We start from the raw sequence: 13,451 nt of genomic DNA on the forward strand, positions 1-13,451 counted from the left end.
CCTGTGGATGACTAGCGCGGGGCTTTCAGGATCGTGACAGAATGCCCGCCCATCCGAGTTGAATCCGTACCGACCTCTGGTGTGCCCCAACTCAACACCGCGTCACCGGTGACCGGGACGTCGACCTCACCGTCTCCGAGGGTGCAGACGATGGCGATGTTGCCCCGGTGCATCACGAACCAGCGCGCGTCCTCGTCGTAGTCGATCTTCAGGTGGTCGAGCCACGGGTCGGCAAGGTCGGGTTCGGCTTTGCGCAGCGCGATCAGGCTCTTGTAGAACGTTCTCAGCCGGCCGTGGTCGCCCTCGTCGACCTCGTCCCACGTCAGCTTCGAGCGTTCGAATGTCGCCGGGTCCTGAGGGTCGGGGATCTCGTCGGCGTCCCACCCGTGATCGGCGAACTCCTTCTTGCGCCCCTCTGCTGTCGCCCGCGCGAGGTCGGGTTCGGGATGGCTGCTGAAGAATTGGAACGGGGACGACGACGCCCACTCCTCACCCATGAAAAGCATTGCGGTGTAGGGCGATCCGAGAGCGAGCGCGGCTTTGACGGCCAGTTGGCCGGTGGTCAGGTTCTGCGATGGCCGGTCGCCGATGGCCCGGTTGCCCACCTGGTCGTGGGTGAGCGTGTAGGCCAGCAGCCGGGTCGCCGGGATGGTGGCCGTGTCGAGTGGCCTGCCGTGGCGGCGTTGCCGGAACGACGAGAACGTCCCGGCGTGGAAGTAGCCGTGCCGCAGCGTCTGTGCGAGTGTCTCCAGCGTGCCGAAATCGCCGTAGTATCCCTGCCGCTCACCGGAGACCGCGGTGTGGATCGCGTGGTGGATGTCGTCGTCCCACTGCGCGGTCATGCCAAGGCCGCCGTGGTCACGCGGGGTGATCAGCCGGGGATCGTTGAGGTCGCTCTCGGCGACCAGCGACAGCGGACGGCCCAGATCAGCTGACAGAGCGTCGGTTTCGGCCGACATCTCCTCGAGGATGTGGATCGCGGTGGTGTCGACGAGGGCGTGTACGGCATCCAGGCGCAGACCGTCGGCGTGGAAGTCGCGCATCCAGCGCAGGGCGCAGTCGAGGATGTAGCGGCGTACCTGATCAGCACCGGCGTCGCCGATGTTGATCGACTCCCCCCACGGGTTCGATCCCGACGACAGGTACGGGCCGAACTCGGGCAGGTAGTTACCCGACGGGCCGAGGTGGTTGAACACCGCGTCGATGAGCACGCCCAGGCCACGCTGGTGGCACGCGTTGACGAAGCGGATGAGCGCGTCCGGGCCGCCGTACGGTTCGTGCACGGCGTACCAGAGCACGCCGTCGTAGCCCCAGCCGTGAGTGCCACCGAATGCGTTGACCGGCATGACTTCGACGAAGTCCACGCCGAGGTCGACCAGGTAGTCGAGCTTGTCGATCGCCGCGTCCAACGTGCCGGCGGGGGTGAAGGTGCCGATGTGCAGCTCGTAGATCACCGCACCCTCGATCGAGCGGCCGGCCCACTCGCCGTCGGACCACGCATCGGCCGCGGGTTGCCACAGCTGTGAGCGTTCGTGTACACCGTCTGGCTGACGCGGCGAGCGGGGGTCGGGCAGCACCTTCGTGTTGTCGTCCAGCACGAACCCGTAGCGGGCATCCGGGGCGGCGTCCAAAGTTGTTGTCCACCAACCGTTGTCAGACCGCTCCATCGGGTACAGCGTGCCGTCGAGGTCGAGCTGGACCCGGTCGGGGCGCGGCGCCCATACCGCGAACTCGTGCTCAGGCATCGGTGCGCACCAGCAGCGCCACCGGCAGGTCACCGAACAACTCGGTTGCTCCGACCGTGCCGGAATGTGTGCGCCCGCTGAGCCGGTCGGTCCACGTTCCATCGGCGAGTGTCACTGCGGTGTCCCCCCATTCGGTGAGCCGTGCGGTCCATCGGCTGACGGCGACGAGAACGTCCTCGCCCCGGCCGAATGCGACGACGTGTGCGGCGTTGGTGCCGTCGGCGGGTACGGGCCGGTAGCCACCGGCCAGGAACGTCTCCGGACGCTCCCGACGCAGGCGCAGCGCCTCGGTCACCACCCGCATCTTCGGGTGGTCACCGTCGGCCAGCGCCGCGCGCCGGGCCGGGTAGTCGATCGCGCGCCGGTTGTCGGGGTCGACGAGGCTGTCTTCCCACAGTTCGGTGCCCTGGTAGACGTCGGGGACGCCAGGCCCGGTGAGCGCGATCAGCTTCTGGCCCAACGCATCACCGCGGGCGTGCTGGTCCAGTCGTGCCACCAGCGCGGTCAGCTCGGTGGCCACCGGCCCGTCCAGCACGCTGTCGAGCCAGCCGTGCACCGCGGATTCGAAGTCGGTGTCCGGATCGTTCCATGTCGTGTGCAAGGCCGCTTCGCGGATCGCCTTCTCGGTGTAGGCGTGCAACCGCTCCCGCAGCTCGTCGGTGACGGCCCCGTCGACCGGCCATACCCCGAAGACGTTCTGCCACAGGAAGAGCCCGGTCAGAGGGTCGGGGGAGGGGGTGGTGCGTTCCCAGCCCTGCACCATCTCGGTCCACAGCGAGGGCACCTGCGAGAGCACGCCGATGCGGGCCCGTACGTCTTCGCCGCGTTTGGTGTCGTGGGTGGACAGGGTGGTCATCGCCGACGGCCACAGGGTCGCGCGCGCCTGCGCCCTGGTGTGGAACTCTGCGGCGCTGACCCCGAAGTGCTCGGGTTCGCCGCCGACCTCGTTGAGCGAGACGAGGCGGGCGTCGCGGTAGAACAGGCAGTCCTCCATCGATTTCGCGGTCGCTGCGCCGCACAGCTGCTGCAGCCGTACACCGGCTTCCGTGCCGGGGGCCAACGCCGCGGTCAGTAGCGTGAGCGGCTCGGCGAGGTCGGGCCGAGCCACCGCGGTCTCGGCGAGCGCAGCCGGCAACACCAGGGGCAGTGAGAGGTAGTCGGAGCGGTAGACGCCGATGTGGCTGAGCAGTTCGGCGATCGCCTCGGGCAGCAGGTCGTGATCGCGCCCCGTACCCGCCACCACGGCTCGGCGCAGCCGCGCCAGCTCGCTGGCGAGCGTGACCGTCACGGCGTCGGTTTTCAGCCGGCGCGCCTCGTCGGCCATCCCGGCGTAGTCGACGCCGGCCGAAGCGATCAGTTCGGTCAACGATTGCTCGCCGGTGGGGTCGACGAACACGCCGCCCGCCTCGCGCAGTGCGTCGTACCCGGTGGTGCCGGCGACGGGCAGGCTCGGATCCAGCGGCTCGTCGACGGCGAGGATCTTCTCGATCACGATCCACGCCTGTGGGCCCGCCAGCTCCCGTAGCCATCCGAGATAGCCTGTGGGATCGGACAATCCGTCCGGATGATCGATCCGGATACCGTCGACGAGGCCCTCGTCGAACCAGCGCTTCACCTCGGCGTGCGTGGCGTCGAACACCGCGCGGTCTTCCTGCCGCAGGCCGGCCAGCGAGGTGATGGAGAAGAAGCGGCGGTATCCGCAGATGCCGTGGCGCCAGCCGATCAGCTTGTAGTGCTGCCGGTCGTGCACCTGCGCGCCGGAGGCCCCGTCGTCGGCGGTGCCGGGACTGATCGGGTAGACCAGATCGCCGAGCCGCAACGTGTCCCCGTCCACGGTCAGGTTATCGACGTCGTCGTCGGAACCCAGCACCGGCAACACGATCCGGCCGTCGGGGTCCAGCGTCCAGTCGATGTCGAAGTAAGAGGCGTAGCGCGACTCGCGCCCGTGGGTGAGCAGGTCCCACCACCAGGCGTTCTGTCGGGGCACGTCGACGCCGACGTGGTTGGGCACGATGTCGACGACCACACCGAGGCCCGCGTCGCGCGCTCTCGACACCAGCCGCGAGAACCCTTCGGGTCCACCGAGTTCGGCGGAGATCGTGGTGGGGTCGGTGACGTCGTAGCCGTGCGTCGAGCCTTCGGCCGCGGTCAGGATCGGCGACAGGTACAGGTGGGACACCCCGAGGTCGGCGAGGTAGTCGACCAGCTTCTCCGCGTCGGCGAACGTGAACGCCTCGCCGCTGGCCGCGCCGCGCATCTGCAGGCGGTAGGTGGACAGAACGGCCATCAGGCGGTCTTACGCAGCACGAGCAGCGAACGGGGGGCGAGGGTGATCTTCTCGCCCGCCGCGACTGTCACCTCGGCGGCGCCGCGCGGATCTGCGGTGTCGAGGTCGGCCACCCACTCTTTGGCGTAATCATCCTGCGGCGCAACAAAATCCTGCTTCTCGCCGTGAGCGTTGAAGCACAGCAGGAAGGAGTCGTCGACGATCCGCTCACCGCGGGCGCCGGGCGCGGGGATCGCCTCGCCGTTGAGGAAGACCGCCACGCACTGGCCGAGGCCGGTCTCCCAGTCGGCGTAGTCCATCTCCTTGCCCGACGGGGTCAGCCACGCGATGTCGCGCACCTGGTCGCCGGTGCGGATCGGCTTGCCCTCGAAGAACCGGCGGCGGCGGAACACGGGGTGTTCCTTGCGGAATCTGACCACCTTGCGGGTGAATTCGAGCAGATCGGCGTTGGTCGTGCACAGCGACCAGTCCATCCAGGACAGCTCGGAGTCCTGGCAGTAGACGTTGTTGTTGCCCTTCTGCGTGCGGCCGATCTCGTCACCGTGGGCGATCATCGGGGTGCCCTGCGAGAGCATCAGCGTGCCCAGGATGTTGCGCATCTGCTGGCCGCGCAGCGCGACAATCTCGGGATCATCGGTGGGGCCTTCGACACCGCAGTTCCACGACCGGTTGTGGCTCTCACCGTCGCGGTTGTCCTCGCCGTTGGCGGCGTTGTGCTTTTCGTTGTAGGACACCAGGTCGTTCAGCGTGAAGCCGTCGTGGCAGGTCACGAAGTTGATGCTGGCGCTCGGCCGGCGGCCGGTCGCCTCGTAGAGATCGGACGACCCGGTCAGACGGGACGCAAGTTCACCCAGGGTTGCGGGCTCGCCCCGCCAGTAATCGCGCACAGTGTCGCGATACTTCCCATTCCATTCCGTCCACAAACCTGGGAAATTGCCGACCTGGTAGCCGCCTTCGCCGATGTCCCACGGCTCGGCGATCAGCTTCACCTGGCTGACCACCGGGTCCTGTTGGACCAGGTCGAAGAACGCCGAGAGGCGGTCGACGTCGTAGAACTCGCGGGCCAGCGTGGCGGCCAGGTCGAAGCGGAAGCCGTCGACGTGCATCTCCAGCACCCAGTAGCGCAGCGAATCCATGATCAGTTGCAGTGTGTGGGGGTGGCGGGCGTTGAGGCTGTTGCCGGTGCCGGTGAAGTCCTTGTAATACCTGCGGTCTTCGTCGAGTAGGCGGTAGTAGGCGGCGTTGTCGATGCCGCGGAAATTCACGGTGGGGCCGAGGTGGTTGCCTTCGGCGGTGTGGTTGTAGACGACGTCGAGGATCACCTCGATGCCGGCTTCGTGGAACGCGCGCACCATCGTCTTGAATTCGGAGACGGCACCGCCGGCGTGTTTGGCGGCCGCGTACTGGTGATGCGGGGCGAAGAAGCCGAACGTGTTGTAGCCCCAGTAATTTCGCAACCCCAGGTCGAGGAGCCGGTGGTCGTGCATGAACTGGTGTACCGGCATCAACTCGATGGCCGTGACGTTGAGCGACTTGAGGTGGTCGATGATCGCGGGGTGTCCCAGGCCGGCGTAGGTGCCGCGCAGTTCCTCGGGAATGCCCGGATGCTGCTGCGTCATGCCCTTGACGTGGGCCTCGTAGATCACCGTCTCGTGGTACGGCGTGCCCGGAGCGCGATCGTTGCCCCACTGGAAGAACGGGTTGATGACCACGCTGGTCATCGTGTGGCCCAGCGAGTCGATGCGCGGCGGGACACCTCCGCTTGCCAGGTCGTCGGCCTCGAGATCGTAGGAGTACAGCGCCTGGGAGAACGCGAAGTCCCCGTGGAACGCCTTGCCGTACGGGTCGAGGAGCAGCTTGCTGGGATCACACCGGTGACCGGAGGCGGGATCCCAGGGCCCGTGTACGCGAAATCCGTAGCGCTGCCCCGGGTTGACCCCCGGCAGGTAGGCATGCCACACGTAGCTGTCGACCTCGTCGAGCTCGATCCGCTGCTCGGTGCCGTCCTTGGCGATCAGGCACAGGTCGACCCGCTCGGCCACTTCGGAGAACAGCGAGAAGTTGGTGCCGCCGCCGTCGTAAGCGGCACCCAGGGGATAGGGGGTGCCGGGCCAAACGATGGTCATCTGGCGGGCCACCATCCGGTGGCGGCACCCACCTGCCGGCCGAGTTCACCGGTCATGGTTCGCATGTAGGTCGACGAGATGTGGTGAGCGTCGTGATAGATCAACACGTTCCCCTCCACGGCTCGGCAGTAGTCCGGACGACACACCGCATCGCTCATGTCGAGCGGCTTGAGCAACGGGAACTGCGCGAGGTAGTCAAGCGTCGGGTTATGGTCCGACAGTACTTCGGATCGCTTGATTCCGCAGGAGATGGCGTCACCTCCGTCGGCCAGACAGTCCGACGGGAAGAACGGTTCGCCGTCGCGCACCATCCAGGGTGTGTCACGCATTGCGAGGATCGGAATCTTGTTGTCGGACAATTCTTTCCAGATGCCCAGATAGCTGGACGGCATGACGTCACCGGCTTTGATGTTCCAGGGCCGGGTCGAGGTGGTGAACACGAAGTCGGGTTTGTCGGCGATCAGCTTGGCCATCACCCGCTGATTCCACTGGTGGCACTTGGGGTAGGGGTCGTTGTTGCCCATCACCAGCGGGACAGCTTCGGTGGTCAGTGGGCAGCCCATCTTCAGGTAGGTGACGACCTTGAAGTGGTGCAGCCTGCCGAGCAGGTCCAGCGCGGTGATCCAGTGTTCGGCGTGGGAGCCGCCGGCCAGTGCGATGGTGCGGGTGGCGGCCTTGTCGCCGTAGGTGCAGTTGATGACGCCGACGTTGTCGAAGTCGCTGATGCAGCCGTCGGTGGTCGATTCGGGGATGTCGTTCTTGGCTTCGAGCGCGGTGGGGCGGAACGGCAGATCGGGGACGCGGACGTGGTCGAGGAGGGCGCGGGCCCCCGGATAGTCGCGCGGGGAGAGCTCCAGGAGCTCCTGACCGTTGGCGCGCAGCACCGTCACGTGTTCGCGCCACGTGAACGACGTCGCGGTCAGGGCGACGCCGAGCAGGGCGACGGTCGAACCCAGGACGATCGTCGGGCGGCGCAACCGGGTGCGCAGCGGCAGCCGCGGCGCCTTGGGTCGCGCGGGCTGGCTGCGGCCGCTGCGCAGCGGCTCTTCGACGTAGCGGGTGGTCAGCCACGCCAGCACCCCGGACACCAGCAGCACTCCGGCGCCTTCGACGAAGTTCACCGCGGGGCGCCCGGTGTAGGACAGGTAGAAGATCAGCAGCGGCCAGTGCCACAGGTACAGCGAGTAGGCCATCGCACCGAGCGCGACGAACGGGGCGCTGGCGAGCAGTCGGTTCGGCGCGGGCAGGCGGCCGTCGGTGTGCGGGTCGGCGTAGCGGTTGGCGGCCGAGAGGATGAACAGCAGCGTGGCGCCCACGGGCACCAGCGCCCATGGTCCCGGGAATTCCTTCACGCCGTCGATCAGCGCACCGCACGCGAGGATCGCGCCGAGCCCGATGAGGGCGGCCAGCGTGCGCAGCCACATCGGGCAGCGCAGCGACGGCACGATCGCCCCGACGAGCGCGCCGAGCAGCAGTTCCCACGCCCGGGCGAAGCTGTTGTAGTAGGCGGTGGCCTGGTCGGCGTCGTGGGCGATGATCGCGTAGACGAATGATGCGATGGCGCAGGCGCTCAGCAGCACGACGAAGGCGGCGCGCATGTGGCGGCCGAAGATCCGTCGGAACACCACGGCCGCGCCCAGGATCAGCGCCAGGAACGCGATGTAGAACTGGCCCTGCACCGACATCGACCAGATGTGCTGCAGCGGGCTGACCGCCTCGCCGGCGCGCAGGTAGTTCGACGCGGTGTTGGCGAGCTCCCAGTTCTGGAAGTAGCCGAGGCTCGCCAGGCTCTGGTCGGCGAAGGTCTCCCACCGGGTCTCGGGCTGGATCAGGATCGTCAACACCGCGGACACCGCGAGCACGACGACCAGCGCGGGCAGCAGTCGGCGGATCAGCCGGGTGATCTCGGGCACCGGCCGCGGAGCGGGCCCCGGGGTGAGCACGCCGCGCAGCAGCCTGCCGCCGAAGAAGAATCCCGACAACACGAGGAAGACGTCGACGCCGCCGGACACCCGCCCGAACCACACGTGGAACACCGCGACCAGCGCGATCGCGACACCGCGCAACCCGTCGAGGTCGTGGCGGTAGAACCCGGCGCTCCGCGTCCCCATCTGGGTCACCGGAGCCGTCGCGGCGGGCCGGGCGGAGGCGAGGGTCTTCATGATCGACGGCTAATCTACCGAAGGTGTCTGCGATGACGCCTATCGAGATCAGCGCGGTCGACGCGGCTCACATCTGGCATCCGTACAGCCCGATCGGACCTGACGCGATGGCGCCGGTGGTCGCGACGGGGGCGCGGGGCGCATGGCTCACGCTCGATCGGGACGGCCGCGCGGTCGAGGTGCTCGACGCGATGGCGTCGTGGTGGACGGCAGTGCACGGGCACGGCCACCCGGCACTGGACGCCGCGATCACCCGTCAGCTCGCGACCATGAACCACGTCATGTTCGGCGGCCTGACCCATGAGCCGGCGGCGCGGCTGGCACAGCTGCTCGTCGAGATGAGTCCGGCCGGGCTGGAGACGGTGTTCTTCAGTGATTCGGGATCGGTGTCGGTGGAGGTCGCCGTCAAGATGGCGCTGCAGTACTGGCGCAGCAGCGGTCGGCCCGGCAAGAGCCGGCTGATGACCTGGCGCGGTGGCTATCACGGCGACACGTTCACGCCGATGAGCGTCTGCGATCCGGACGGCGGCATGCACACGCTGTGGACCGGCGCGCACTCCCTGCTGGCCGACCAGGTGTTCGCCCCGGCGGTGCCCGCCGAGTACGACCCGGCCTACAGTGCGGCCTTCGCCGAACAGCTCGCTCGCCATGCCGACGAACTCGCCGCGGTGATCGTCGAGCCGGTCGTCCAGGGCGCTGGCGGGATGCGCTTCCACGACCCGCGCTATGTCGCCGATCTGCGCCGCATCTGCGACGAGCACGGTGTGCTGTTGATCTTCGACGAGATCGCCACCGGGTTCGGTCGCACCGGCGCGTTGTTCGCGGCCGACCACGCCGGGGTCAGCCCCGACATCATGTGCGTGGGCAAGGCGCTGACGGGCGGTTACCTGACGCTCGCGGCGACGCTGTGCACCCGCGAGGTCGCCGAGACGATCAGCGGGCACCCACCTGGAGCACTGATGCACGGGCCGACCTTCATGGCCAACGCGTTGGCCTGCGCCGTCAGCGTCGCGTCGCTGGAACTGCTGGGCACCGGGCAGTGGCGCTCCCAGGTTCAGGGGATCGAGGCCGGGCTGCACTCCGGCCTGGCGCCCGCAGCCGAGCTGCCCAACGTGGTCGACGTGCGGGTGCTCGGCGCGATCGGCGTCCTGGAACTCGACCGGGAGGTCGATCTGCGCGTCGCGACGCCGGTGGCCGTCGAGCACGGGGTGTGGCTGCGGCCGTTCCGCAACCTGGTCTACGTGATGCCCCCCTACATCTGTACCGCTGAGGAGATCGGCCAGATCACCTCGGCGATGATCGCGGTCACTCGTGCTCTAACCTGAACGGTGTTCAATAGCCCTGTTCGAAGAGGAGCGCCGGTGACGCGCGTCGGTCTGGATCCGCTGGCCTGGCTCGACGACGTCGCAGCCCAGCGGCGCACCGCGGGCTTGCGCCGGACCCTGCGCGCCCGCCCGCCCGTCGGCGCCGAACTCGATCTCGCCTCCAATGACTACCTCGGCCTCGCCCAGCACCCCCGGGTGCTCGACGGTGGCGTGGCGGCCCTGCGCACCTGGGGCGCCGGGTCCACAGGGTCCCGCCTGGTCACCGGCAACACCGAACTGCACGAGGACTTCGAGCGCGACCTGGCCGCGTTCGTCGGCGCCGAGTCGGCGCTGGTCTTCTCCTCGGGGTACACCGCCAATCTCGGTGCGGTGGTGGCGCTTTCGGGTCCGGGCACATTACTGGTGTCCGACGCGCTGACCCATGCCTCGCTGGTCGACGCGTGCCGCCTGTCGCGGGCCCGGGTGGTCGTCACCCCCGCACGGCGACGTCGCGGCGGTGGAAACTGCCCTGGCCGGACGCACCGAGGGCCGTGCCGTCGTGATCACCGACTCGGTGTTCTCCGCCGACGGTGTCCTGGCCCCGCTGACCGCGCTGCACGACGCGTGCCGCCGGCAGGGCGCGCTGCTGATCGTCGACGAGGCCCACGGACTCGGCGTGCGCGGCTCGGGTGGCCGCGGGCTCCTGCACGAGGTCGGGCTGGCCGGAGCGCCCGACGTGGTGATGACGACGACGCTGTCGAAAGCGCTGGGCAGCCAGGGCGGCGCGGTGCTCGGCCCGGCCGCCGTGCGCGAGCACCTGATCGACTCGGCGCGACCGTTCATCTTCGACACCGGGCTGGCGCCGGCTGCCGTCGGCGCGGCGCACGCGGCACTCGGCGTGCTGATCGACGAACCGTGGCGAGCCCGCCGAGTGCTGGAGCACGCCGCCGCGCTGGCCGACATCTGCGGTGTGGCCGACACCCCCACCTCGGCCGTGGTCTCGGTGATCCTCGGCGAACCGGAGGTGGCGTTCGCCGCCGCGGCGGCCTGCCTCGAGCTGGGCGTGCGAGTCGGCTGCTTCCGGCCGCCGAGCGTGCCCGCCGGCACCTCGCGGCTGCGGCTGACTGCCCGGGCGTCCCTGTCCGACGACGAGATGGCCCTGGCCCGCCGGGTCCTGACGGACGTGCTGGCGCGGTGAGCGTGCTCGTCGTCACCGGCACCGGGACAGGGGTCGGCAAGACCGTCGCGACCGCGGCGCTGGCCTGTCATGCGCGGCTCACCGGCCTGGACGTGGCGGTGTGCAAGCCGGTGCAGACGGGCACCGCCGACGGCGACGACGACCTGGCCGAGATCGGCAGGCAGGCCGGGGTGTCCGAGCTGTTCTCGGGATGGCGCTATCCGGAACCTCTCGCGCCGCTGGCGGCCGCGGCGCGGGCCGGCGCCGCGCTGCCCACAAGCGCGGAGTTGATCGAGCTGGTGCGGCGAGCGGATGCACCCGGCCGCCTGACGCTGGTGGAAGGTGCCGGTGGGCTGCTCGTGGAGCTTGCCGACGGCGGCGTGACACTGCGTGATGTGGCCGCCGAACTGGCCGCGCCGGTGTTGATCGTGGTCGCCGCGGGACTGGGCACCCTCAACCACACCGCTCTGACGGTAGAAGCGCTTGCCGCGCATGATGTTTCGTGTGCCGGTCTGGTGATCGGTTCCTGGCCGGCCCAACCCGGGGTCGCCGAGATCGACAATCGGGATGCGCTGGCGCGGCTGGCTCCTGTGCGGGCGGCGTTGCCCGCCGGGCTCGGGGCGCTCGGCGCCTCCGACTTCGAGCAGATCACCGCGCGGGCGTTCGACCCGGGCTGGGTTGCCGGACTGATCTAGTGGTGCACTCTGTCGAGGCGCTGTTCGACGTCGCCACTCAGACGTCGGTGCGGGGCCTGTGGGACGGACTGGCGACCGCGGGGGTGCCCAGCCAGGCGGGCCACACCGCACCGAGTAACCGGCCGCACGTCACGCTGACGGTGGCCGAGCAGATGGACGACGCGGTGGATCGTGCGCTGGCGCCGCTGGTGGACCGTTTGCCCCTGCCGTGCGTGATCGGCGCGCCGATGCTGTTCGGTGGCGGGCGCACCGTCACGCTGGTGCGACTGGTGGTGCCGTCGGCCGACCTGCTGGCCCTGCACGCCGACATCCACGAGGTGTGCGCGCCCTACATGCCGAAAGGTGTTCTGCCGCATGCAAATCCGGGCAGGTGGACGCCACATGTCACGCTCGGCCGGCGCATCCCGCCTGCTCTCGTGCCTCTCGCGCTGGCGATACCGGACATCGCCCGTGACATCGATGCCGAGATCACCGCGCTGCGCCACTGGGACGGCAACGCCAAAGAGGAGCACTGGATCACCTGATCTGCGGTAGCTTCCCCCTCGGTGGCCACGCGATCCGACGACGAGAAGCCCCGCCGGTCGTCCGACTGGGGCCCTGGCCGCGCGCACTGGTGGACCACCACCTCGATCGCGATCATCGGGGCGATCGTCGGCGGCATCTCCCTGGTGATGAACTTCTTCTATCAGCCCAGCGCGCCGCCGACCACGATCTCCTCGGGTCATTCCGAGTTCATGAAATTGAGCTACTCGGACCGGATCGACCGGTGCGTGCCCCACATCGCCGAGAACCTCGCCTCGTGGCAGGACCGGTGGCGCGCGGCGCTCGACGCCAGTGGCGGCGCACACCAGAAGCCGCCCGTGCCGTTCGCCGCACTCGGCGACGCCGCTGCCGCGGGTCAGGCGATCGTCAACACCTATCTCGCGGTGGTGAACTACGCCGAGAAATTGGCACCCACCGATGAGGGCGAGAACCTGCTCTCCTGCATCTACGCGCCGGTGCTGACGATGGACCCGCAGAAGCGCTACCCCGACGTGGAGGCGCTCGTCGGCAGCGGTAACGAGACCCCCAAGGCCGACAACATCGTCGTCGCGCAGAGTCCCACCTACACCCAGGGCGAGTTCGCCGGCGTCACCGCCGAGGGCAGGACCAGCAAGATCGTCGAGGTCGTCATCCGTCCCGGCCCCAGCGAGGCGCGCCGGCAGCTCGGGTTCGCCCTGGTCTCCGGCTACGAGCAGGGGGTCCAGATGTGGGCGCTCAACGCATCGCTGGACACCGGCGATCCGCGATGGATGACCGACATCGCGAACTACCGGGGCTTCTAGAGGATCTGGACCGGCTGTTCGCCGCGCGCCAGGATGCCGTCGATCAGCAGGCGTACGCCGAAGTCGAACCGGGTGTCCTGATCGTCGGCGAGCAGCGACGCGTGGGGTAGGTCCGCGCCCGCGGCGTCCCACTGCCGGCGGGACTGCTCGTCGACGGTGAATCCGAGCACGTAGTAGACGACCGTGCGGGCGGTCAGGTCGGCGTTCGTCGCCGGCACGCCGGCCTCGACGGCGGCATCGGTCAGGTGACCCAGCACCTCGGTCATGACCGCCGACTGTGCGGCGGCGAAGCTCGCCGAGACCAGTTCGGCGCCGTCGGTGTGAGACAGCAGCGCATCACGTGTCTGTCGGCACAGAGTCGCCATCCGGGTGCGCCAGTCGCCGGCGGGGTGTGTGACCGGGGCCAGGATGTGGTCGGCGACCGCGCCGAGCAGCTGCTGCTTGTTCGCGAAGTGCCAGTAGAGCGCTCCCGGCGACACCTCGAGCTCGCGGGCCAGCCGCCGCATCGACAGATCGGCGAGCCCGTAATCGTCGAGCAGCGAGGTGGCCGCCGCGACCACGTCGCGTTTGTGGAGCTGCACGCCAGTACCCTAACCTGAACACCGTTCAATTGTCGGCTTCGCCGACGGT

General features: G+C 68.9%; 9 protein-coding genes and 1 pseudogene. 5 read left to right on the forward strand and 5 right to left on the reverse strand.

Going from position 1 to position 13,451, the window contains the following annotated elements:
- Positions 1-11: 11 nt before the first annotated feature.
- From treZ to PGN37_RS17635, 4 genes are read right to left on the reverse strand one after another with little or no spacing between them, the layout of a single operon-like run.
- The gene (gene treZ / locus PGN37_RS17620) at positions 12-1,745 is read right to left on the reverse strand and encodes a malto-oligosyltrehalose trehalohydrolase (protein ID WP_335332300.1); all 1,734 of its coding nucleotides are present in this window, start codon (positions 1,743-1,745) and stop codon (positions 12-14) included.
- On the reverse strand, positions 1,738-4,032 hold the full coding sequence (treY, locus tag PGN37_RS17625; protein WP_335332301.1) for a malto-oligosyltrehalose synthase: 2,295 nt from the start codon (positions 4,030-4,032) through the stop codon (positions 1,738-1,740). Before treY ends, treZ begins: the two co-directional genes overlap by 8 nt.
- Positions 4,032-6,158 (reverse strand): glycogen debranching protein GlgX, encoded by a 2,127-nt coding sequence (gene glgX, locus PGN37_RS17630; RefSeq protein WP_335332302.1) that lies wholly within the window; start codon positions 6,156-6,158, stop codon positions 4,032-4,034. Before glgX ends, treY begins: the two co-directional genes overlap by 1 nt.
- Entirely contained in the window at positions 6,155-8,320 is a 2,166-nt protein-coding gene (locus PGN37_RS17635) for an acyltransferase family protein (RefSeq protein ID WP_335332303.1), read from the reverse strand. The genes glgX and PGN37_RS17635 overlap by 4 nt, the downstream gene beginning before the upstream one ends.
- Before the next feature lie 32 nt (positions 8,321-8,352).
- On the opposite strand from PGN37_RS17635, the gene PGN37_RS17640 reads away from it, so the two are divergent.
- From PGN37_RS17640 to PGN37_RS17660, 5 genes and pseudogenes are all read left to right on the forward strand, one after another.
- Complete coding sequence (locus PGN37_RS17640; RefSeq protein ID WP_335332304.1) at positions 8,353-9,645, forward strand: adenosylmethionine--8-amino-7-oxononanoate transaminase; 1,293 nt, start codon at positions 8,353-8,355, stop codon at positions 9,643-9,645.
- Between the two features lie 36 nt (positions 9,646-9,681).
- Positions 9,682-10,822: pseudogene (locus PGN37_RS17645) on the forward strand (8-amino-7-oxononanoate synthase).
- Positions 10,819-11,496, forward strand: coding sequence for a dethiobiotin synthase (bioD, locus tag PGN37_RS17650; protein ID WP_335332305.1), 678 nt, complete (start codon positions 10,819-10,821; stop codon positions 11,494-11,496). The pseudogene PGN37_RS17645 and the gene bioD overlap by 4 nt, the downstream one beginning before the upstream one ends.
- Positions 11,496-12,020, forward strand: a complete 525-nt coding sequence (locus tag PGN37_RS17655; RefSeq protein WP_335332306.1) for a 2'-5' RNA ligase family protein — start codon at positions 11,496-11,498, stop codon at positions 12,018-12,020. The genes bioD and PGN37_RS17655 overlap by 1 nt, the downstream gene beginning before the upstream one ends.
- A gap of 21 nt (positions 12,021-12,041) precedes the next feature.
- A complete protein-coding gene (locus PGN37_RS17660; RefSeq protein WP_335332307.1) occupies positions 12,042-12,821 on the forward strand; it encodes a hypothetical protein in 780 nt (259 codons plus the stop codon).
- On the opposite strand, the gene PGN37_RS17665 is transcribed toward PGN37_RS17660, so the two are convergent.
- Entirely contained in the window at positions 12,818-13,402 is a 585-nt protein-coding gene (locus tag PGN37_RS17665; protein ID WP_335332308.1) for a TetR/AcrR family transcriptional regulator, read from the reverse strand. The genes PGN37_RS17660 and PGN37_RS17665 overlap by 4 nt on opposite strands.
- Between the last annotated feature and the right edge of the window lie 49 nt (positions 13,403-13,451).

Source organism: Mycobacterium kyogaense (genome assembly GCF_036946525.1).
GTDB classification, from domain to species: Bacteria; Actinomycetota; Actinomycetes; order Mycobacteriales; family Mycobacteriaceae; genus Mycobacterium; species Mycobacterium kyogaense_A.

Excerpts from the sequence above, each read along its gene's own strand:
- treZ (WP_335332300.1), bottom strand. The coding sequence starts at position 1,745 with ATGCCTGAGCACGAGTTCGCGGTATGGGCGCCGCGCCCCGACCGGGTC.
- treY (WP_335332301.1), bottom strand. The coding sequence starts at position 4,032 with ATGGCCGTTCTGTCCACCTACCGCCTGCAGATGCGCGGCGCGGCCAGC.
- glgX (WP_335332302.1), bottom strand. The coding sequence starts at position 6,158 with ATGACCATCGTTTGGCCCGGCACCCCCTATCCCCTGGGTGCCGCTTAC.
- PGN37_RS17635 (WP_335332303.1), bottom strand. The coding sequence starts at position 8,320 with ATGAAGACCCTCGCCTCCGCCCGGCCCGCCGCGACGGCTCCGGTGACC.
- PGN37_RS17640 (WP_335332304.1), top strand. The coding sequence starts at position 8,353 with ATGACGCCTATCGAGATCAGCGCGGTCGACGCGGCTCACATCTGGCAT.